At 68.5% G+C, this 21,011-nt stretch carries 15 protein-coding genes; 2 read left to right on the forward strand and 13 right to left on the reverse strand.

All coding sequences use genetic code 11. The annotated features are described in order from the left end of the window. Positions 1 to 51 precede the first annotated feature (51 nt). Both MT490_RS16895 and MT490_RS16900 read right to left on the reverse strand, forming a co-directional pair. Positions 52 to 1,365: an ATP-binding protein gene (locus MT490_RS16895; protein ID WP_297390363.1), complete on the reverse strand. Its 1,314-nt coding sequence runs from the start codon at positions 1,363 to 1,365 to the stop codon at positions 52 to 54. Further along, positions 1,362 to 2,087: a response regulator transcription factor gene (locus MT490_RS16900; RefSeq protein ID WP_297390365.1), complete on the reverse strand. Its 726-nt coding sequence runs from the start codon at positions 2,085 to 2,087 to the stop codon at positions 1,362 to 1,364. Before MT490_RS16900 ends, MT490_RS16895 begins: the two co-directional genes overlap by 4 nt. A 148-nt stretch (positions 2,088 to 2,235) precedes the next feature. Between MT490_RS16900 and MT490_RS16905 the strand changes: the two genes are divergently transcribed. Both MT490_RS16905 and MT490_RS16910 read left to right on the forward strand, forming a co-directional pair. After that, a complete protein-coding gene (locus MT490_RS16905; protein WP_297390367.1) occupies positions 2,236 to 2,448 on the forward strand; it encodes a hypothetical protein in 213 nt (70 codons plus the stop codon). A 16-nt stretch (positions 2,449 to 2,464) separates the two neighbouring features. Continuing rightward, entirely contained in the window at positions 2,465 to 2,887 is a 423-nt protein-coding gene (locus tag MT490_RS16910; protein ID WP_297390369.1) for a hypothetical protein, read from the forward strand. A gap of 16 nt (positions 2,888 to 2,903) precedes the next feature. On the opposite strand, the gene MT490_RS16915 is transcribed toward MT490_RS16910, so the two are convergent. The 11 genes from MT490_RS16915 to MT490_RS16965 all read right to left on the reverse strand — a co-directional run bounded on the left by MT490_RS16915 (position 2,904) and on the right by MT490_RS16965 (position 20,978). Next, positions 2,904 to 4,343 (reverse strand): CehA/McbA family metallohydrolase, encoded by a 1,440-nt coding sequence (locus MT490_RS16915; protein ID WP_297390371.1) that lies wholly within the window; start codon positions 4,341 to 4,343, stop codon positions 2,904 to 2,906. Further along, a complete protein-coding gene (locus MT490_RS16920; RefSeq protein ID WP_297390373.1) occupies positions 4,343 to 6,847 on the reverse strand; it encodes a TonB-dependent receptor in 2,505 nt (834 codons plus the stop codon). The genes MT490_RS16915 and MT490_RS16920 overlap by 1 nt, the downstream gene beginning before the upstream one ends. A gap of 153 nt (positions 6,848 to 7,000) precedes the next feature. Further along, positions 7,001 to 7,606, reverse strand: a complete 606-nt coding sequence (locus MT490_RS16925) for a class I SAM-dependent methyltransferase (RefSeq protein WP_297390375.1) — start codon at positions 7,604 to 7,606, stop codon at positions 7,001 to 7,003. Next, on the reverse strand, positions 7,603 to 9,762 hold the full coding sequence (locus MT490_RS16930; protein WP_297390376.1) for a glycosyltransferase: 2,160 nt from the start codon (positions 9,760 to 9,762) through the stop codon (positions 7,603 to 7,605). The genes MT490_RS16925 and MT490_RS16930 overlap by 4 nt, the downstream gene beginning before the upstream one ends. Further along, complete coding sequence (locus tag MT490_RS16935) at positions 9,759 to 10,355, reverse strand: hypothetical protein (RefSeq protein WP_297390378.1); 597 nt, start codon at positions 10,353 to 10,355, stop codon at positions 9,759 to 9,761. Before MT490_RS16935 ends, MT490_RS16930 begins: the two co-directional genes overlap by 4 nt. Then, a complete protein-coding gene (locus MT490_RS16940; protein WP_297390380.1) occupies positions 10,342 to 13,701 on the reverse strand; it encodes a DUF4157 domain-containing protein in 3,360 nt (1,119 codons plus the stop codon). Before MT490_RS16940 ends, MT490_RS16935 begins: the two co-directional genes overlap by 14 nt. Before the next feature lies 1 nt (position 13,702). Further along, entirely contained in the window at positions 13,703 to 15,676 is a 1,974-nt protein-coding gene (locus tag MT490_RS16945; RefSeq protein ID WP_297390381.1) for an ATP-binding protein, read from the reverse strand. After that, the gene (locus MT490_RS16950) at positions 15,673 to 17,361 is read right to left on the reverse strand and encodes a hypothetical protein (RefSeq protein ID WP_297390383.1); all 1,689 of its coding nucleotides are present in this window, start codon (positions 17,359 to 17,361) and stop codon (positions 15,673 to 15,675) included. The genes MT490_RS16945 and MT490_RS16950 overlap by 4 nt, the downstream gene beginning before the upstream one ends. Next, entirely contained in the window at positions 17,358 to 18,056 is a 699-nt protein-coding gene (locus MT490_RS16955) for a hypothetical protein (protein WP_297390385.1), read from the reverse strand. Before MT490_RS16955 ends, MT490_RS16950 begins: the two co-directional genes overlap by 4 nt. 13 nt (positions 18,057 to 18,069) lie before the next feature. Next, on the reverse strand, positions 18,070 to 19,299 hold the full coding sequence (locus MT490_RS16960) for a hypothetical protein (RefSeq protein ID WP_297390387.1): 1,230 nt from the start codon (positions 19,297 to 19,299) through the stop codon (positions 18,070 to 18,072). A 2-nt stretch (positions 19,300 to 19,301) separates the two neighbouring features. Then, positions 19,302 to 20,978 carry a hypothetical protein gene (locus tag MT490_RS16965; protein ID WP_297390389.1) on the reverse strand — a complete coding sequence of 559 codons (1,677 nt, stop codon included), beginning with the start codon at positions 20,976 to 20,978 and terminating at the stop codon, positions 19,302 to 19,304. Positions 20,979 to 21,011 lie beyond the last annotated feature (33 nt).

Consider the following 21,011-nt stretch of genomic DNA (forward strand, 5'->3'; position numbering starts at 1 on the left):
TGCTGCGGCGCAGCGCCAGTGTAAGGAAGTGTTGCGCGTCGGCCGGACGTGTCAGCCGAGCGGCAGGCGGATCTCGGCGCTGAGGCCACCGGCGCTGCGGTTGCGCAGGCTGAACGTGCCGCCCTCCGCCGCGACCGCGCGCACGACGATCGAAAGGCCGAGGCCCAGTCCCATCGTGTCGCGCGACCGCGCCTGATCGAGGCGAACGAAGGGCTGCAGCACCGATTCCATGGCTTCGGGCGGAATGCCCGCACCGTCATCCTCGACGCGCAGCGCTATGCCTGCCTCGTCCTTCGAGAGCCTGATCCACACATGCTCGGCATGATGGACGCCATTCTCGACGAGATTGACCAGCGCCCGCTTGAGCGCACCCGGTCGAACAGCGAGCTCGAGATGATCCGGCCCCTCGTAGCGCACGTCGCCGTCCCGATCGCGCGCGTCGTCGGCGACGGTCTGGCACAAAGCGGCGAGATCGACGGGAACGGGGCGCTCGGTATCGTCCTCGCCGTTGAGATAGGCGAGGAGCGAGCTGATCATCGCCTCCATCTCGGAGATGTCGGCCTCCATCGCCTTGTACGCCTCCGGATCGTCGACCACGTCGGCGCGCAGCCGCAAGCGCGCCAGCGGCGTGCGCATGTCGTGGCCGACCGCCGCGAGCGCCTGCGTCCGGTCCTCGATCAGCCCGTGGATCCGCGCCTGCATGCGGTTGAAGGCGCGGATCACCCGCCGCAGCTCGCGCGGGCCCGCCTCGCGAAGCTCCTCCGCCTCGTCGCTGCCGACACGCTCGGCGGCCTGGGCGAGCTGGCGCATGGGCAGCAACGTCTGCCGGACCAATACGCCGCCGATGAGGATGATGATGACCGCCGGCGCAAGGCCGAGGAGGATGCGATCGAACGAGAAGCTGAGCTCGTGCACCGGCTCGCGCGTGGCGAACTGCATCCAGCTGCCGTCGGACAGCGTGATGCCGCCCTCGATCACGGCGTTGCGCCCGCTGCCGGTGAGACGCAGCCGCGGGTTCGCGGTGGCGAGGCTCGGCTCCCATGCGATGACCTGGCGATGGACGCGATCGAGCGTGGGCGCGATGTGCAGCCGCACGGGCAGCTTTGGGCTCCAGCGCACGATGTAGCGCGAGGTCGTGAGATCGGCGGCGAGCGCCGCGCGCTGCGCCGCCGGCTCCTCGTCCAGCAGCTTGCGCGCGATCACCAGATGCTCGGCGAGCCGGCGCGCCTCGTCGTCGCGGACCGACAGCTGGCTCGCGCGCTCATAATAGAAGGTGCTGGCGCCGAACTCGATCAGGATCGCAAGCAGCAGAATCCCGAAGATCCGGCCGATCAGGCCGACCGAAGGGCGCAGGATACGCGTCAAGTCCGCGTGACGACCGCGTTGAGCATATAGCCGACGCCGCGAACGGTGACGATCGGCGCCTTGTCGTGCGCGTTGGAGAGCTTGCGCCGGAGACGGCTGATCAGGACGTCGACGCTGCGATCGGAGCTGTCGCCCAGCCGCATGCGCGACAGCTCGATCAGCCGCTCGCGCGCGATGACGCGCCCGGCATGGTCGCAAAGGCTGACCAGCAGGTCGAATTCCGCCCCGGTGAGCTCGACCAGCGCGCCGCTGGGCGAATGGAGCTCGCGCCGTGGAAGGCTGATCGTCCAGTCGTCGAATTGGACCAGCCCCTTCACCTGATGCGCGGGCGAAGGCTCGGGCGTGCCACGGCGCAGCACGGCGCGGACGCGGGCGATGAGCTCGCGCGTGCCGAAGGGCTTGGCGAGATAATCGTCCGCGCCGAGCTCGAGCCCGACCACGCGGTCGGTCTCGCTTCCCTTGGCCGAGATGAAGATGATCGGAACGCGGCTCCGGTCGCGGATCATCCGGCACAGGTCGATGCCGCTGGTGCCGGGAAGCATGACGTCGAGGATGACGAGATCGACCGGGGACGCCTCGAACGCCACCCACATCTCGGGCGCGGTTGCGACCGGGCGTACGCGGAAGCCGTGCTCCTGGAGCGCGCGCGCAGTGAGCGTCCGGAGCGGGGGATCGTCCTCGACGAGGATGATCATGGGCGGGGTTACCGATTGATGAAGCATCGCCGGCTGACCTAAGAGCCCAATCCGGCCGTAACAACCCTCGCAGCTGCAGCATCGGCGTTCAGCAACGTTTCGTTACGTTCGCGCGAACCAGAAGCAACAGTGCTTCTTTAGCTGCCGTCTCGACACCGCAGTTGAGGAAACAGCCATGCTCTTCGTAACGTTCGCCGCCCTTGGACTTGCCGGACTACAGGCCGAGCCGCAGCAAAACCAGGCATCCGCCGGATTGAAGGCGGGCTGCAAAAGCCAGACCGTCCACCTGCCGGCCGGCAAGACGGGCAGCCAGCGCGTGATCGTGCGTTGCCCTGCACCGGGCAAGGCGATCGTCAACGCCGCCGCTCGGCGCGATTCGGGCGAGTGATGGTGGAGAAACGCTGATGCTTTTCGCTCTTTTGCTTCTCCAGGCGCCGCTACCCCTCGCGCTGACCTGCGACGGCGGCGGTTCCGCGGTCCGGGAGGATGTCGCGACCGTCTATGGCGCGCAGAACAGCGGCAACAGCGCCTGGCCCACCGCGCACGACAAGCGCAACGAGACGTTCCAGGATCGGGTAGAGATCCGAATCGCCGGAAACCAAGGCAAGATCCGGTTGCCTGCCACGATGCTCCCCGCCATCCCGGGCGACGATGAGGCCTGGTTCAAGCTCAGCGACTTGAAGCTGACGGAGGGCTCGATCACGGCCTCCGCCGCGGTGAACCTCATGAGCCGTCCGAAGGTCCATATCGACCGGAGCACGGGAGCGATCCGCATCAGCGGCCGAACCGCAGCCTATCGCGGTACCTGCACGCCCGCGTCTTCCTGAAGCACACGATCCCCGTTCAACGGCATTGCAGGTAGATCGGGTTGCCGATCAACACGAGATGCCCGGCGCCGTCGCGCAGGTTTACCGCAGTCCAGCCGCATGGGGCCTTCAGCTGGAAGGCCGCGACGGCATCCGTCTCGGTGATCGGGCGCCGCAGTTGGACCTCGCCGTTCAGGACGAGCTCGGCGGTCGCGCCGGGAGTGTCGACAACGTGCGCGCGCACCGCGACCTCGCCCCGGACGGCGAGGGTTCCCCCCATCACCGCGCGCGCCGAGCCGCTCCGCGCCTCGACCTCGAGCAGGCGTGTCCGCGTACCCGTCACGTCGATGAAGACATTGCCGTCGCGAATCCCCTGGAGGATGCCGCTCGTCGAGAGCTGTGGCGCGTGGACCGCCGTGGTCGGCCGCCCGATCGGCGCCTTGCCGCTCGGCGCATCGGGATCGTGGTTGTCGCTCCCCGCGATGCCGGTGAGCCGGTGTCCCTCGTTGAGCCGGGCGTACCAGAAGCCGATCCCCGCCAGCGGCCCTTCGACGTTGGTGGCGTTGACGACCTCGACCGCGGAAACCCCGCGCCAGTCGGTCTGCGGCCAGACCCAGCCGCATCCCATGCAGAGCTCGCCCGAAGGCAGGGCCGGATGGTTGATCGACAGGATCGCCCCTGCGGCCGCCACGTCGTGCTCCAGCGCCCGGACGTCGCGCACGTCCGCGCTCCCGACGCGGAAGTCCACGAACCTGCGCGGGCCGAAGATGTTGGCATGTCCGCCGAAGGTCGTGATCTCGGCGCCCGGGATCAGCAGCAGCTTGTCGAAATAGGGCTGGAGCTCGCGCAGGCCGCCGAAATGCGCGGTGGTATTGTGGTCGGTCACTGCGATGAAATCGAGGCCGGCGGCCGCCGCCGCGCCGACCGTCCGGAACAAGGGACAGGGCACGCGCTTCCCCGCCTGGCTCTGGCAGCTGCCGTCGCTGTTGGCGTCGTGCATGTGGAGATCGCCGCGATACCAGCCGGCGGCCGGGTTCAACGGCGTATCGGCGATCGCCGCGGTGGCGTCGTGGCGCTCGCCGCGGTCGAAATGCACCGCCACGCGATAGGCGGCGCGGCTTCCCGGCCGCGCGTTCGGAACCCCCAGCATGACCCGCCAGCGCCCCGCAGGCAGATCGCCCGCGAGATAGCCCGGCGTGGCATCGCTGGCGGCGATCGTGAAGCGGTCGCGCGTGCCACCGCTCCAGCCGCGGAACCGCCGCGGATCCCATATGCCAAGGTCGACGACGGTCTTGTTCGACTTGTCGTAGGTCAAAGTCACCGTGATCCGCTCGACGCCCGCCGGAACCTCGAACGGAACCGGCTTGTAGCTCTGGTGATCCGCGCCGGTGATCTCGCCCGAGAAGACGAGATCCTTGGCGGCCGCCGCCGTCGGCATGACGGCAGCCGCCAGCAATACCGCGGCGATCCGGAGCATCAGAACTTGAAGTCCACGGCGAAGCGGAAATTGCGGCCCAGGATCGGACGCCCGATGAACAACAGGTCGTTGGCCTGGCCGCTGGTGAGCTCGCCCGCGCGCGGATTGCCCTCGGTGAGGCCGATCGTGTTGGTCAGATTGTCGCCATAGGCCCAGAGGCTGATCTGGTCGGTGAGCCCGAGGCGCACGCTCGCGTTGAGCACAGTATAGGCCGGCAGCTCGGAGGTGTTCGCGGCATCGGCATAGCGCTTCGAATAATGCTCGACGTCGAGCTGGGCGCGGAAGCGATTGTCGAACAGATTGACCGCCGGAGTCGCCCGCAGCGCCAGCTTGGGCACGCGGAGCAGTTGGTTGCCCGAATAGTCGCGGGGGATCAGCGTCTGGACGCCATTGACCGTCGCCAGCTCGTTATATTTGAGGTTGCGGAAGGTCGGCTCCTGCCAGGTGGCGTTGAGCGTGAAATCGAAGAACGGCGCCGGACGCAACGTGCCTTCGAACTCGACACCATAAGCGCGCGTGTCGGTGAGGACCGTCTGCTGGGTATAGCTGTTGGTGGCCGGATTGAACTGGGTGTTGCCGATCGAATAGGAGTCGAAATCGGTCAGGAACGCCGTCGCATAGAGGCTGAGCAGCGGCGAGCCGTACTTTACCCCGGCCTCCCACATGTCGATCCCCTGGACCACCGGCTGCGCGGTCGCGTTGGTGATGAAGCTGCCTACGCTCGGCAGGCGGAAGGCCGAGGTATAGCGCGCGAAGAGGCCGGCGCGGTCGGCGAACTGCCAGTTGGCGCCGAGCGTCCAGCCGACGCGGTTGAACTCGCGGCTATAAGGGACAAACACGCCGTTGCCGGTCAGCACGCTGTCGTCGGCGAGCGTGGCGGCATTGCCCAGATTGACCGTGCGGCTGTTCTCCTGCGCGCCGGCGGCCGAGACCTTCTCCCAGCGCAGCCCGCCGTCGATGCGGAAGCCCGGCGCGATCTGCCACTCGTCCGAGGCGTAGACCGCGACGGTGCGCTGCGATCCATAGCCGTTGGCGAATTCCGAGCCGTAGCGCGCGACGCCGTTCTCGGTCAGCGAACCGACGACCGCGCCCGCCGCATTGAGCGCGACAAGATCGAGCAGGCGCGAGTTGTTCGACACGTCCTGGATCGTCGACGCCGAGTAACGGCGGAAGGTCTCCTTGATATAGGCGTAATAGACGCCGACCGCGAAGTCGTGCGTGCCCGCCGCTTCGAAGCGGTGGGCGAGGCGCAGGTCGTTGAGCAGTTCGCTCTCCTCCACCGTCACCGGCCGCGCGGCGTTGATGAAGACGTCGCCATTGCCGTTCTGGCCGGCGACGTCGAAGGGCTGGCCGCTGTCGACATAGCGCAGCTGGATGCTCGTAGCGCTGGGGAAGGCAGCGAGCAGCTGGTTGCGATAGGTGCCGAGCAGTGCCGTCGCAGTGCTCACCGAGGCGGGATAGACGCCGTTACGCACGGTGTTGGAATCGCGGTAGCGCAGCCGGTGGCTGAGCTTCCACCCGTCGCCGACCTGCCAGTCGCTCAGCCAGCTGAGCTGGTCGAGCCGGATGCGCGTGCCCTGATCCTCGCGAAAATCGACCGGGCCGGTAGCGCTCTTGAGCGTCATGCGGCGGAGCTGCTCGCTCGCGGTGGTGCCATAATGCGGATCGAAGCCGGGCAGGCCGACGATATCGCCCTCGCTGTCCTTGGTCAGCGGGATGCCGGTGTAGAAGATCGCATTGTCGGCGAGGTGCTTGTAGCTGATCGTGGTGCTGCCATTGTCGAAATCGCCGTGCAGGTCGGCGCGGATCTGGCCGCCCTTGTTGCCGGTGAAGCCGGGATCGCGCACGCCGCGCTCGTTGCGGTAGAAGCCGCCGACGCCGATGCCCCAGCCGCCGCCGATCGGCGCGCCGACCCAGCCGTCGACGCGGTAGAGGTCCGCGGTCGGGCCGTAGAGCACCCGCGCCACGCCCGAGATCGAGTCGCCCGGCTTGCGGGTGATGAAGTTGACCACGCCGCCCGGCGCGTTCGAATAGAAGACCGACGAGGGGCCGCCGCGCACGACTTCGATCCGGTCGATCGACTGATCGACGCGGAAGGCCTGGTCGGCATTGAGATAACCGAGCGCGGGATCGTGCTGCACCGGCAGGCCGTCCTCGAGCAGGTTGATCGATCCGAACCCGTCGACCGGAATGCCGCGCGCGCGGACGTTGCCGCTGCCCTCGCCGCCCGATGCCTCGACCCAGAAGCCGGGGACCGACTTGAGCGTCTCGGTGACGCTCGACGGCGCGCGCGAGCGCAGCGCGTCGTTGTCGATGATGGTGAGGGCGTAGCTCGTCTCGACCCGGGTGCGCTCGCCTGCGCCTGCGCGGCCGGTGACCACGATATCCTCCTCGCCCGCCTGCGCCGGCGCCTCCGGATCAGCAGCGGTCTGTGCCAGGGCATGGGTGCTGCAAGTAGCAAGCAGCGCGAACAGCGCCGCGCGGACAGGATATGCGACCTTCATTTCAGCTCCCCGAATTCGATGTCCGCACCGGCGGATGACGGGGGGCACTAGGTGCGCCGGATGACGCGGGCACGGCGTCGTTGTTGCAGTGCAGTGACGGATCAATGCTCCGTCATGTCATTGATTTGACAGCGAGGTGCGCCGCCCAGGGCTCTAGGGACGATGGAGCATGATCATCGATGCCGCGCGCGCGGCGACGGCCCAGCCCTCGTTTGCGACCAGTTCGTCGACGAATGCGACGACGCCCGGATAGTAATTCGCATAATCGTGGAACAGCACCACCGCCGAGGACGCAAGGAAAGGCGCGAAATGCCGATAGTCGCGCTCCACGTTCAGCCGATCGTGGAGGCCGTCGACGAACAGCAAGTCGATCGGGCCGCTCCATTCGGTCTCGTAGGACAGGCTGCGCACCGGCTCGACCAGCTTCGACACGCCCGCGGCCTCGATATTGGCGAGGAACGCCTCGAAGGTGGGCGCGCCGTGGTTGAGCCGCTGGTCCGCGGACCCAACGGTGCCTTCGTGCGGATCGATCGCGTAGAGGCGCGACTGCGGCGACAGCGCGCGCAGGGCCGCCCCGAGCACGACGGTCGAGCGCCCCTGATAGCTGCCGATCTCGACGAAGGTGCGCGCGCCCTCCCCCCGGGTCACATAGGCCGCGGCGGCGAGGAGCAGTTCGGCTTCCGCGTCGTCGAGCCAGCCCCCGATGCCGCGCATCGTGGCGATGATCTCCAACGGGCGGAGCAATGCCGGAGCGGTCATGCGTGGACCTCCAATGCGCGCTTGGACGCGCTTTCCAAGGCCGGGCACCGGCGCAGGACACGAAGCGTGTCGACTGCGTGCTCGATTTCCCAGCCCCCGGCGGCGACCAGTTCGTCGACAAAGGCCACCACGCCGGGGAAGTAATCGGCATAATCGTGGAAGGCGACGCGCGCCGCGGGAGTGAGCGCGTGCTCGAAGGCGGCGAAATCGGCAGCGACTGCGGGATAATCGTGCAAGCCATCGACGAGTAGCAGATCGACCGGATCCCCGGTCGCTACCTCGCTCGCCTCACCGGTGCGCGCGAAGACCCAGGGGCCGAGGCCGGACGCGACGAGCATCTGGTCGAAGCGCCCACGCGTCACGGGGTCGCGCGTCAATTTCTCCTCGCGGCTGCCGGTGACGCCGTCGAAGCGATCGATCGCCGTCACATGCGCCTCGATCGCCGCGGCCTGGGCCGCACGGCCGAGCAAGACCGTCGCCTTGCCACAATGGCTGCCGATCTCGACCAGATGCCCCGCGGCACCCTTGCGCGCGAGCGCGCCGCGCGCGCCCGTGAGCAACGCGCGGGCCTCGGCGTCGCTGAGCCAGCCCGGCAGCGCGCGCATCTCGGCGAGGATCGCGGCATCCTCCGCGGCGTCGGCGGGAAGCGGCGCGGGCGGCGCGTGGCGATAGTCGTTGCACAATGCCCGCACGTGCCGCCGCAGCGGATCGTCGGGCAGCCGAGGCACCGGATGCATCCAGAAGGTGCGCGGATCGCTTCGCGCCATGTCCACGTCGCGCGTGCTCCAGCGCCGGCGATATTGCGTCCAGTCGCCCCGGCACGGGCTCTGCTGCACGGGGAAGCCGAGCAGCCTGGCGAGCGTGGGGAACAATATCTCCTCGGTCGCCCAGAGGCGCGATGCGGCGAGGATCGCCTGGAGTTGGGGGTCGTCGAACAGGGCGGCGATCGCGCGGCCGCAATCGGCGCCGATCACCGTCGCCGGCCAGAAGCTCCAATGGACGAACGCCGCCTCGCCGCCCTCGAAGCGGTCGAGGAATGGCCGCCACAATGCCCGTTCCGCCTGCGCCGTCGCCGCGGGGGGGATCCGGGTCCCGGGCCCCTGCGGCCGCGCGTCGCTCGACAGGATGCCGGGGACGCCGCCATGCGCAGCGAGGAAGGCGGGATAGCCGGTGCGGAGCATCAGCTGGTCGGAATCTACGATGGTCAGCGCGTCGTGGTCGCGCTCGCCCAGATGCGCGATGCAATCGAGCGCGAAGCCGTGCAGCGCGCCCCATTTCATCGGCCGTGCCTCGCGCACGATCTCGACGCCCCAGCGCTCCCAGGGCAGGCGCCTATCGATCAGCGTCCCCGACGCGCTGCCGTCGTAGAGCAGGATCGGCGAGGCCTGGTCGTGCCAACGCAGGTTGCGCACCAGATCGACCAGGCATTCGGGCCGCTCGTGTGCGAGGAGCGCGTATACATTGGCCAGCGGGCGCACCGCGGCGGGAGGCGAGCCCCCTGCCCATTCGGCGATCCGATCCAGCAGCGGCCCGGGCGGGCGCTCGGTCCAATAGCCGCCCCGCGTGCGCTTGGGGCTGGTATTGCCGCCATGAACGCGCGCGACCAGCCAATCGGTATCGGTCATGACGTGGATGTTCGCATCGCGCGCGTCGAGCACGAAGCGCGTGTCCTCGCCGGTGGGAATCGCCGGGAAGCGCCGTCGCAGCCAATAGTCGCGGCGATAGGCCAGGCTCGCGCCATAGACCCAGCGCTGGCGGCCGCCCCAGCGATAGTCCCAAGCCCGCGCGCCATCGTCGGCGAGGAAGACCACCTGGGACAGGCCGACGATGTCCGCGCCGATCGCCTCGATCGCGGCGAGCTGGCGCGCGAGCCGGTCGGGCGCGTGCCAGTCGTCGTCGTCCCAATGGACGATCACCTCGCCGCGCGCGAGGTCGCAGAGCCGGTTGCGCTTGTCGCCCAGGATGCGGCGCGCGTCATCGCGGAAATAGCGGATGCGCGGATCGCCGGGGATCAGATCGGCGACACTGTCGGTACCGTCGTCGAGGATGACCAGTTCGGCATCGTCACGCCCCTGCGCGAGGAACTGCGCGATCGCCGCGGGCACGAAGCGCCGCCGGTCGGCGGTGGGCATGATCGCGGAGATACGGGGGGTCATAGCTTTCTGATCGCCTCCAGCTCGGGGTCGGCGGCTACGCGTCCGCGCCAGTCAGTATGGGTCAGGTGCACGCGCAGGCTGTCCGCGCCGCCATGCTCGATCAGCACGTCCAGCGTCTCGTCGAGCGAGGAATGGAGCTTCGCCGGTTCGCCGTCGGCGATCAGGTAGAGCTGCGCGGGATCGTCGATGAGGAAGGTCAGGAAATCGTTGCGGCCGGGCACGGAGTCGAAGATCACCATCTTCCGCAACAGTTCGACCCGATCGGGTTCTTCGTCGCCCGTCCACAATATCCCCTCGAGCGGTTCGCTGTCCGCTTCGGCGCCGTTGCGCAGCATCGCGACACGAATTTCCTGCAGGTTGAAGCCCCCGGCCAGCGCCTGGCCTTCATGCTCGAGGTTCCACATCAGCGCGGCGCCGTCGATCTCGCGATAGAGATCGAGCAGCGGCGGTGGCGGCTGGACCCCACCCAGCTCGGCTATGAGATCGGGAAGGCTCGCTTCCATCGGATCGCCCAGCTCCACGCCCGCGACCCGCGCGCCGTGCTTTTCGAGCTTGTCGATGAGGGCTTCGATCCGCTTTCTAGTCCCTGCCATAGGCCGGTCCCTTCCCGAGCACGAACGCGATTTCCTTGGGAGTCAGCTTGCCGGTCAATTTGGACGTCACCTCGGCACTGTTGCCATAGGGGCGGTTCTCATAGACCTTGGCGGCGACGTTGCGATCGAGGTTGATCGGCTTCTGGCGCATCTCGGTCTTGCCGATGTAGTTGATCAGGAACTTGCGTTTGTCGCCCTTCTTGGGGATCGCAGGAATGCCCGCGCTGACCGAGACCGCGGGCTTGGTATCCTTTTCCCATCCGCCCTTCTTGCTGCCCTTCCACAGATAGACTCCGGCCTTGCCGGCAATACCGGTGGGCGCGGCCATCGAACCGCTGACGGTGATGTCGACCCAGACGCGGTTCTTGATCTTGCCCGACTTGCCCGCCGGCAGCTTCACCACCGCCTGTTCGAACTGGAGGAACGGCCCGGTGTTCACGCTGTTCGGCGCCGGGATGAGGTTGTTGAAATCGGTCCCCTTCCCGCCCAGCCCGGCCGTCACGATGTGCATCTGCACCCATTTGTCGCCGACGGTGGTGAGACCGGCGTCGAAGATGTCGATCCAGTGCTGGCCTTTCGCGGGGTCGGTCGGCCACTTCCCCGTCGGCGTGCCCCCGCTGGGCGCCTTGCCGAAGATCACGTCATAGCCCGCCGCCATGCCGGTCCTGAGGGCCGAGGTGCTGCCGTAGTCGGTGGGATCCTTCGGCGCATCGCCGGCGAGGGCAGCGAAGGCTGCGCCCATCTTGGCCATGGCATCGGCCACCTTCTTGCGATCGGCCGCCTCCTTCTCGGTCTTCTTCGCGGTCGAGAAGACGATCGTCTCGGCCGCCTTGTACGCGGTATCGGCCGCCGCCCAATTGGGCTTGCCCTTGTCAGGATGCGCGTCGAGATAGTCGCGGATCGGCATGAGCGTCGTGGCTATCCCGAGTTTGGAGTTCGGGCCCGAGCCGATGAACTGGAGCGTGTGCGACTCCCCGTCCTTATTGGTGAAACCGAACTTGGCCTTCCACCAATCGATGACGGCATTGACCCCGTCCTTGGCCATCTTGCCCAGCTTCTTCGCTGTCTCGACGATCCACGCGACCACCTTGTCGAGCGCCTTGTCGATCGGGGCGCGGATCTTCTTGACCAGGCCCAGCACCGCGTCGCTCACCTTGCCCAGGCCTGCGATGCGCGCGAGGAAGCTGATCACGAGCGTCAGCAGCCCAGCCATGGTCTGCTCGACCTTGTTGGCGGCCGGCGCGATGTTGCCCGCGGCGATCGCGGCGATGCCGTCGATGAACGCCGCCGCGACCTGCGCGATCTGGCGGATGCGTTCCACGAAGAACATGATCGTGTTGTAGATCGCGATGATCGCCTGGATGAACGCGCCCGCCGGGTTGAGCATCGACAGCAATTTGGTGACCGCGGCCTCGATGACCTTGGACTTCACGAAGTCCATCACCGCGTCGATCGCCATCTGCTTGAGGTTGGTGAGCGTCTCGACGATCTTCTGCCAGGCGGCGGCGGGGCCCTCGGTGACCAAGGTCTTGACGATGTCGAATCCGGTCTCGAGCGCCTTGACCACCGTCTCGTTGGTCGCCTTGACCAGCTTGGCCCGGACATTGGCCCAGGTGAGCCCCATCACCGAGAGGACGAACTTCAATATCTCGATCAGGGTGAAGCCCGACGGGATGTAGATGCCGGCCCCGCCCAGTGCGCCGGTGAGCCAACCGATCAGCGACGCCTTGAGGTGCTGGAGGAAATTGCGGGCGAATTGCCGGAAGCCCTGGATGCCCGCGCGCACCAGGGTGCGCACGAAACCGATGGGGTTCTTGATGATCGACGAGAAGGCTCCGCCCGCCTTCTTCAGATAGGGGACCACGCTCGGCGCCACGACCGACAGGATGATCTCGAGCAGCTGGAGCACCGTCCCGCCGGCCCAGCGCATGAAATCGCCGACGAAGCTGGAGAAGGCGCCGACGATCTTCTGGAAGGCACCGACCAGGGTGACGATGTCGAAGATCGTCAGCGAGCGGATCGTGCTCATCACCCGGCCGGGGATCGAGGTCACCAGCGACAGCGCACCCTTCATCGCACCCTGGAACCACGCCCAGGCCTTGGCGACGGCGTTGCCTTTCTTGATGTTCTCCCAGATCTCCTTCTGGCCGATCAGTTCCATGAACGCGCCGATCAGTGCCGAGGCCGGGCTCTCGCCCTCGTCGGAAATCGGGTTCTTGCCGAACACGCCGACGAGCAGGTTCCATTTTGGGATGTTGTTCGCCGCCCAGCGCCCGAGCGGCTTGATGATCGCGTCCTTGACCAGCGTGGCGATGCCGGTGACCAGCCCCTTGCCGAAGGCGATCGCCTTGTCGATCGGTGTGGTGAAGATGCGCTTGGCGCGGTCCCAGAGGCTGCCGAGCCGGAAGATGTCGCGCCAGCCGAGCGAGTCGATGAACTCCATCAGCGCATCGCGCACCGCGCCGCCCAGATTGCGCAGCGCGGCGAACTGCTCTTCGATGAACTTGCCGCCCTTCTCGAAGATGCCGTGATTCTCGAGCGCCTGGACGATCAGGCCGCCGCCCGGGATGAACTCGATCAGCGCGCGCAGGATGTTGGCGCCGCTGCGGTCGACGGCAGACATGTTGATCGGGTTGCGGCCGATGATGATCGTGAACAGCCGGAAGCCCGGAATGATATTGGCCTTGTCGGCGATCCAGTCGAGCGCCTCGCTGACGATGCCGCGCTGCACCTGCGGCTCGCCGCGCTGCTGTACCGTCACCGCTTCTTCGCGCTGGACTACGTCGCGCTGCACCACTTCCTGTTGCTGGATCGTATGGGTCAGTTCGTGCGCGATCAGCTCCATGCCCTCGGGGCTGTCGGGCTTGTAGGCGCCGGCGTTGAAGAAGATGTCCTTGCCGAAGGTGAAGGCCCGCGCACCCAGACGCGTTGCGAGATTCTCCGCCTTGCCACCGGTATGGACGCGCACCCCGGCGAAGTTCGCCTTGAAGCGCGGTTCGAGGAAGCTGCGCGTGTCCGCCGAAAGCGGCCGCCCGCCGCCGACCTGCGACTTGATCTCGGCAGTGAGCTCGGGAGAAACCTCGTCCTTCTTCGCTTTCGGGGCGGGCGCCGCCGCCGCGGGCGCGCGCGCCGCGAGCATGGGCACCCGCGCCCGTGCCGGGACCACCGGATCGGGCATGCGCATCACAGCCCGCGCGGTCGCTACGGCCTCGCGTTCGGCCGCGTCGCCGGGATCGGACAGCTTCAGTGCGGTCTGGACGCGGCGGCGTTCGTGCGATCGGCCCGGCTCGGGCGCGCGCGCCGCCGGTGCCGCATCCGCGCTCTGCCGGGCGACCGCTCCGCCCATCTCAGCCCACCGCCGAAAGCAGCGGCTTGAGCGGGCAATGCGCCTCGATCTTGCGATATTCGCGGAACACCGCCCGCCGGAGCATCTCGTCGCCGATCGGCATCCCCGCGTCGAGCGCGAGCAACCGCGCGTGCAGTGCCACGTTGCGCAACTGCCCGCCCGAGAGCGCGCAGCGCACCGCGATCTCCTGCACCAGTTCGTCGGCGACGCGATGCTCGCCGAGGTGATGCGCGAGGATCTCGTAGCGGCGCAGCTCGTCGGGCGCGTGGAAGGGCACGACCACGTCCATCCGCCGCTGGAACGCCTTGTCGATACGGTCGGCGGCGTTGGTGGTGACGATCAGGATCCCGGAGAAGCTCTCGATCCGCTGAAGGAGGAAATTGGTCTCGAGATTGGCGTAACGGTCATTGGCGTTACCCACGTCGGTGCGCCGCGCCATCAGCGCGTCGCCTTCGTCGAGCAGCAGGATCGTATCGAGCTCCTCCGCCGCGGCGAAGGCGCGGTCGAGCGCCTTCTCGGTCTCGCCGATATATTTGCTCACCGTCGCCGCCAGGTCGACGCGCCAGATGTCGCGTGCAAGGTCGTGCGCCAGCCGCCGCGCCGCAAGCGTCTTGCCCGCGCCCGAGGGGCCGGCGAACAAGGCACGCACCCCCGCCGCACCCGGCCCCGGCCCGGCATGCGTTCCGAGCGCCTCGCGGTTGCGGCAGCGAATGGCGAGCGCGTCGAGCTCGTCCCGCGCCAGTTCGTCGAGCGCGAGGAATTCGGGACGATCGCCCGTGTCGACCCGCGCCGCCACCGTCTCGAGCCGGCTGTCCTGCAGGTCCCTGAGCGCCGCACGCACGTCACCCGTGCCGATCGCGCTCCTTCCCGCCTGGTGCGCGGTCAACAGGGCGCCGATCGCAGCCCGACGGATCGTTCCCCCGGTCAGGCGAAAGGCATCGGCGAGGACAGCGGCGGCGGCCGGCGACAGATCGGGGAGCGCGGCCTGCCAATGCAAGGTCCGCTCGGCACGGTCGGGAGCAGGGATCGCCAGTGTGACCTGCGGCCGGTCGGCCAGGTGGATGCCGCCGCTCATACCCGTCACGACGACCAGCCGTACCGGCTCGAACGCGAAGCTCGGCACCATGCGGATCTCGCCGGGACCGACGGGCTGCGACACCGTCACAACGGCATCGTGCAGGAAGGCGAAGAGCCCAAGCCGTGCCCAGGTTTCCGGTCGTTCGACGGCCTCGGCAGGGGCGATGAGCAACGGGCGCCCGAGGCTTCGCGCCAGCGTGCCGGCAAGGGTTGTCCGGCCGTTCCGCGAGGGACCGCGGAGCAGGGGGACCAGCATCGGATCCTGCCGCATCGCGTCCGCGAGCAGTCGAGCGCGACCGGCGACAGGCGGCGCGACGACGATATCCTCGAGTGCGGCAAGCTCCGCCGCCGGCACCAGCCGGCACCCCGGGGGTGGCATGGTATCGCCGCCAAGCGCGTCCCAGGCCGTCCCCGCGATCGCGAGCTCTCGGTTGAAATAGGGAGCCTCGGGATCGTGGACGCCGATGAGCCCGAGCTGGAGGAGCCGGTTGACCGCGCTCCGTACCGCGGCCGGATCGTCGCGCCCGCGATGCTCGCGCCAGAGCGCAGTGAGCGTGGCGAGCGTCAGCCGGTCATTCTCGCCCAGCAGCGCGGCGATCCGCGCATCCTCGCCCGTGAGGCCGATGGTGAACAGCAGATCGAACGCGAGCGGATCGTCGAGCATTTTCCGAAGCCGTCCGAGCGGAAGTCCGGACGAAGCGGCGGCCCAGGCCTCGACCTTCGCCCCCCATTGCTCTGCGGTCAGCGTCTCTCCCGCCAGCGCCGCGACTTCGGCGGCATATTCGCCGAGCCAGTCGGGGCCGGCCGCTCCGATCCGCTCGGCCAGCGCGGCGCCTGCCCCGAGCAGCGCAAGGCGCAGGTGCGTCGCGGGATCGCGCGGAAGCGAGGCGATCCTCATGTGAAACGAAACTCGACGCTGCGCCCGGCAGCGGGGATCCAGCCGGGATCGCGATCGAGCCCGGCCAGGCGGATCGCCAGCGGATGGCTGTCGAGCCCGAACGACACTTCCACATGCTCCGGATCGATGCGGACCTCGCCGGGCAGTTTCATGAGCGCGGCCACCGCCTGCCGGGGATCCTCCATGCCGAATGCGCGGGCCAGGCGCACCGCGACATAGCGTGCCAGGCAGGCCACCCAACGCCGACGCAGCCAGGCGGGCGCGCGCGCCGTATGCCAGCGGTCCGCGACGGGAAAGCCAAAGCGATGCCATAGGCTCGTGCCGAAACGGCCCCGAACCGCGCGCGTCGGTCCGGGTTCCCATGCGGTCAGCCAGTCGGGCGGCGTCTCCCAGACCGGCGCCTCGAAATCGCGGCCGACACGCTCACCTGGACCGAGCCCCGCCAGCGATCGCAGCGCCGGCTCGATCGGATCCATCGCGAAACCGGCGCCGCACCAATGTCGACCAAGCATCAGCAGCAGTTCGAAGGGGGAAAGGCCGCGCAGACGGCGGGCCGGATCGGTGAAGTCGCCGTAGAGGCCGAGCGAGAGGAATATGTTGAGCAGGAAGAAGAGGCCCGCATAGTCGCTCGCAATAGTCGGGCGGACGACAGTCTCCGGCGCGCCCTCCGGCGAAGACCGCGTGTTCATCAGAGGCGGGCGAGCGGCTTGCGTGAATGCCGCGGCAAAGGAGCCGGCGGCAGGGTTGCGGGCCGACCGCGCATGGCCGGGCGCTTCGCGCAGGGGTTCGTCGGTCGAGGCTCGACCCGCGGGCGGAACCGTTGCGACACCTTCCCCGTCGAGCGAAGGCGAGGTCGGTGGCGGTGAATCCGTCGTGCGCCGGGCACGTGGTGCGTGAGCCGTGGCCAGCTCGACAAACGCCTCGCTGAATGCCCGGGTCGCCACCAGGGCGGGCCGGCGCACCGCCAGAAGGGCTACTGCGATCAGTCTTCGCACCGCGACCTGCGGCGTAGATGCGCGGGCAATCGCCATCGCCTCGACGATCGCCGTCGGGCGACTCGTCACCGAGGGGGGTGCCTCGGCCGGATCCCCTGCGGCAGGTGAGCGCGCGGGATCGCGCGCCTCGACCGCCCTGCCCCATCCCGCATCCCCGCCATGCGCGCGGATCAGGTGCTCGGTCGCGGCGGCCAGTTCGCCTTCCTCGAACCGCGCGAGCCAGGGCGCGGCCGTGCCCGTGGCGACCAATGTCGCGACCAATGCGGGCAGGTTACGGACGTCTGCGAGCCACCGCCGCCGCCAGCGCAGCAACGGCGTCTCGCTGTCGGCGATCGATCGCCGCACGACATCGGGCAGCCGCTCGCCAACCAGCCAGGCACCAACGATCGCGGCTTCCAGCGCGTGCGAATCCTCGAAATAGACGCTGTCCCCCGCGCCCAGCGCGCCGCGGCGGGCGCTGACCCTCGCCGCTCGGATCCGGTCCACCAGTTCGCCGCCGAACCCCTCGATGCCGGCGGCAAGCGGGCGATCCACGCGTAAGCGCCGGACCAGCAGCAACGCGTTCGCGGGGACGCCGGTCGAGGCAGGGGTTACCTGCCCCAGCGCACGCGTAAGCCGCTCCCGGTCCCCGGGGCGCGGGTTCACGAGCTTCGCCCGTTCCACGCGTAGGGCCGGCAGCGGCTGGTTCACTGCGGCGCCCTCGACGCCGTGATCGGCGCGCTGTCTTCACCATTGTGCGTGACGACGGTCAGGCGGTTCGCGGCCTTGGTCACGATCGCTGTTGTGGTGAGGAAGCTGAAGCTTCCGCCCGCGAACTTGATCGACGAAGGCGCGATCGCGGTCGGGCCGAGCAGGACGCGCTCGAGCAGCCCCTCGCCCATATTGTCGCCCGTCACGGTGATGCTGACGCCCCTGCCCTTCACCGTGACGGCCTGAACCGAGGCGATGATCGGCTGCGACTTGCCGGCGCTGAGCGAAGCGGAGGACGCGGGCGAAGGCGCGGGAGTCGCCGAAGGCGTCGGCGTGGTCTTGCCGATCCCGCCCTCCAGCTCGGTCACCCGGCGATCGAGCTCGAGCAGGGCGGCGACCATGTCGTTGACGAAGCGGGCGGTGATCAGGTCCCCGGGACTCACGGGGGTCATGGCGAGGCGAAGGAAGGTGTTCACCGTGATGGATCCCGCCTGGCTCGGCGTCGGTGCCGGAGCGGGTGTGGGAGACGGCGCGGGAGCCGGAGCCGGTGTGGGCGTCGGCACTGCCACGGCACCCGCCAGGATGCCCCGATCCACGAGCAAAGCCTCGATCAGGAACTTGTCCTGCTCCGACAGGCGCTGTTGGCCCAATGCGGAGAACTGCGTTTCCTGGAACTGGTTGAAAGTGTTCGCCATGGGACTCGCTCCGTCAGGGAATCAGCGGATAATTCGCATAATTCCAGTGGCTTAAATTGAACCTTGCATCACCCTTGTAAGGAAGGTGGCCGCTCGCGAAGAGCAGGATGTCCTCGTGATCCTCCATGTGCGTCTGGGCGATGCGATAGAGCCAGATCGCGTGGTCGCTGCCGGTGTCGATCGCCGGCGCGACGAAGCTCTCGCGCAGCAGCGGCTCGACTGCGCTCGCATCGATGTAGAGCGGTCCGCGCGTCGTCAGCCCCTTGAAGAAGGTCGGGATGCGGGCGTCGCTGAGGCCGGGGATCAGCCCCGCAGGCGGCAGGAAGGCGAAAAGGTCCTTGGCCACCGTCCAGGAGAGGTTTGCGAAACCTGCGATTTCGTCCTGGAATTGGCGGAACATGGCGCGTCCGATGTTTGCACGGCGGGGTTCGGAGAGCGTGCTCACCACGCTCTCGGGATCGGACAAAGCGACAGGGCGGCGCACGCTCCAATTGTCGGTGAAGACGTGCCCCCCGCTCGCGAACGCTAGCAGCGCGAGGGGAACTTCGGCGTCGCCCAGCCCGTGCCCGCGCATCGTCTCGACCAGGTCGTCGACACGCGGCTTGCTGCCGAGCAAATCCGCGGGCCAGCCGGGAAGCACTCCCGCCCCGAACGCCTCATAGGCGATGCGATTGCGGAAATCGGGCTGGGCCGGACTGGCCGCGAAGAGCTCGTCGCGGATCTCGAGCAGGCGGAACTGCACCGCCTCCACGGTGACGTCGAGCGCGCAGCGCGGGCTGGCATCCCCCATCCCGCTCACCGCCGCCCGCCCCTCGCTGGTGAAGGCCGGCGCGATGGTGAGCAGATACAGCCCCGCCCCCGCCACATAATCGCCGTCCGCCAGGGGCGCGCAATCGCCGAACAGGCAGGCGACATTGTCCTCCCCCGGCGCCGACGCGCGATCGAGCGCCAGGGTGACCGGATGCTTGAGGCACAGAGTCACGCCGCGCCGATTGACCGCGACTCCCGGCCGCACCGACGCCGCCGGGCGACCGCCGGGCGCGATATTGCCCTTGAAGCTCACCTCGAGCCCGCGGGCGATCCCGTCGCCGAGCGCCAGCCCGATCCGCGCATCGGCTTCGCGCCGCGCCGCCTGCTCGCGGCTCATGTCGTTGCCCGTCAGCAGGCGGCCGTTGAAGAAGTTGACCGTGCGGATCGCATCCTCTCCGAACGGCTCCTGCAGCGCGACGAAATCCCCGGCCATGGCTAGCGATCCTCGCTGGAGGTGAAGTCGGCGATCTGGACCCACATGGCCTCGCCGTCGGAGATCAGCGTCCGCGCCTGGCCATGGGGAATGAGCAGCGACGACCGGAAGTCGATCTGGTCGTTGTTGCTCAGCTTGAAATCCACTTCTCCCGCCATCGAGCGGAAGAAATAGGTGCGTCCGAGGCCGACATCCTTCGCCGGCGGCAGGACCACGTGCGCCGGCGCGAAGGCGATGAACACGTCGAAACGCTCATGGCCGATCTGATTGATGTCGATCTCGACCTCGGGCGAACCGCGTGCGAGCAGCGTGCGGAGCGTGAACGGGCCCAAGCTCCCTCCCGGTGTTCCCGGGTCGCCCTTCGGCCCCTGGGGGCCGACCGGACCGGGTATGCCTTGCGGTCCTACCGGGCCAACTGGGCCGATGGGACCGAGGGGCCCGGCAGGCCCGACCGGGCCTATTGGTCCGACGGGCCCCTGCGGCCCGACCGAACCCTCGCCTCCCGGTCCCTGAGGGCCAACCGGCCCCACTGGACCTTGCGGACCGACCGGACCCTGCGGGCCCATCGGGCCGACACCGCCGTCGCTTCCGGGTTCGCCCTGCGGCCCGGCCGGGCCGACGGGGCCTGCGGGTCCCGGCGGCGGGCTCAGCCATTTCTCGCCCTCGTCGGTCATGATGCCGAGTGCGGTCTGAACGAGGTGCAGCGGCGCGATCAGCGGCCGCCGGCCCTCCTCGACGATCACGTCCTCGGCAAGGCCGTCGACGCTCCAACCGGCCGCCGCATCGCCGCCAACATGGACCAGCGGCACTTCGAGCGCGGCGAGGAGCAGGCAATCCTGCTCGCTCCCCGCCGGATCGGCGCACCGCCGCGCCATCACGCGCGGGCGATATTCGGTGATCCAGATACGATAAGCGAGCTTGAGGAACGCGTCGTAATCGTCGATCGACACGCCCACCGGCAGCGGCGGCACCGGCGGCGATTCCCAGAGCGGCGGCGACGCATCCTCGACATCGGCCGTGACGATATCGAGCGCATCGCGGATCGCCGCAGCCCATTCGTCCGGCCCGAGCGGCGGCGATCCCGGCCCTTCGTCGGCGATATCGTCGAGCCAGGCGGAGAAGGAGGCGATCGCGTCGGCCTCCCATTGCTCGGGCGGGTCGAGCCGGAAATCGAGGCAATAATCGTCGGCGATGCGCGAGGGCTGCATCAGCGCCGCTTCCGAGCGGCACGGCTCACCCGGCACCGGCACCGGCGCGATCGCGCAGTCGCGGTAGCAGAGCGTGAGGTACAAGGTTACCGAACCGGCCGGCGGCGAGCCCGAAGTCCGCTCCGACACGCGCCGGGCATTGTCCGGATCGGAGAGCCAGCCGTTCAGCGAGCCGCACTGATCGCGCCCGACGCAGATCATCCGCCCCGAGGGCGCCGCCGCCGAGCCCGCGGTGATGTGCACCCGCGGCCCGTTGGCGCCGTCGTCCTCGATGCGCACGGCGAGCCCGCTCGCAGTGCCGTAGCCGATCAGGTCGCGCACCATCCATTCGCTGCGCCCGATCAGATAGGCGTGCTCCTGGACATAATCGGCGACGCCGAGGACCATCCCTTTGACGAAGTTGACGTGCTGGCCCGGATCGGGCGCGCCGATCGCAGGCACGGTCGCAGTGGTGGCGTTACAGCAGCCCATGAGTTGCCTCCGGCGTGGGTTGGGGAGCGCGGC

It is taken from the genome of Sphingomonas sp., assembly GCF_026460985.1.
Taxonomy (GTDB): domain Bacteria; phylum Pseudomonadota; class Alphaproteobacteria; order Sphingomonadales; family Sphingomonadaceae; genus Sphingomonas.

Bases quoted from the DNA above. Each gene is read 5' to 3' on its own strand.
- MT490_RS16930 (WP_297390376.1), bottom strand. From the start codon at position 9,762: ATGACCCCCCGTATCTCCGCGATCATGCCCACCGCCGACCGGCGGCGC.
- MT490_RS16960 (WP_297390387.1), bottom strand. From the start codon at position 19,299: ATGGCCGGGGATTTCGTCGCGCTGCAGGAGCCGTTCGGAGAGGATGCG.
- MT490_RS16910 (WP_297390369.1), top strand. From the start codon at position 2,465: ATGCTTTTCGCTCTTTTGCTTCTCCAGGCGCCGCTACCCCTCGCGCTG.
- MT490_RS16925 (WP_297390375.1), bottom strand. From the start codon at position 7,606: ATGACCGCTCCGGCATTGCTCCGCCCGTTGGAGATCATCGCCACGATG.
- MT490_RS16905 (WP_297390367.1), top strand. From the start codon at position 2,236: ATGCTCTTCGTAACGTTCGCCGCCCTTGGACTTGCCGGACTACAGGCC.
- MT490_RS16920 (WP_297390373.1), bottom strand. From the start codon at position 6,847: ATGAAGGTCGCATATCCTGTCCGCGCGGCGCTGTTCGCGCTGCTTGCT.
- MT490_RS16900 (WP_297390365.1), bottom strand. From the start codon at position 2,087: ATGCTTCATCAATCGGTAACCCCGCCCATGATCATCCTCGTCGAGGAC.
- MT490_RS16965 (WP_297390389.1), bottom strand. From the start codon at position 20,978: ATGGGCTGCTGTAACGCCACCACTGCGACCGTGCCTGCGATCGGCGCG.
- MT490_RS16935 (WP_297390378.1), bottom strand. From the start codon at position 10,355: ATGGCAGGGACTAGAAAGCGGATCGAAGCCCTCATCGACAAGCTCGAA.
- MT490_RS16945 (WP_297390381.1), bottom strand. From the start codon at position 15,676: ATGAGGATCGCCTCGCTTCCGCGCGATCCCGCGACGCACCTGCGCCTT.
- MT490_RS16940 (WP_297390380.1), bottom strand. From the start codon at position 13,701: ATGGGCGGAGCGGTCGCCCGGCAGAGCGCGGATGCGGCACCGGCGGCG.
- MT490_RS16915 (WP_297390371.1), bottom strand. From the start codon at position 4,343: ATGCTCCGGATCGCCGCGGTATTGCTGGCGGCTGCCGTCATGCCGACG.
- MT490_RS16955 (WP_297390385.1), bottom strand. From the start codon at position 18,056: ATGGCGAACACTTTCAACCAGTTCCAGGAAACGCAGTTCTCCGCATTG.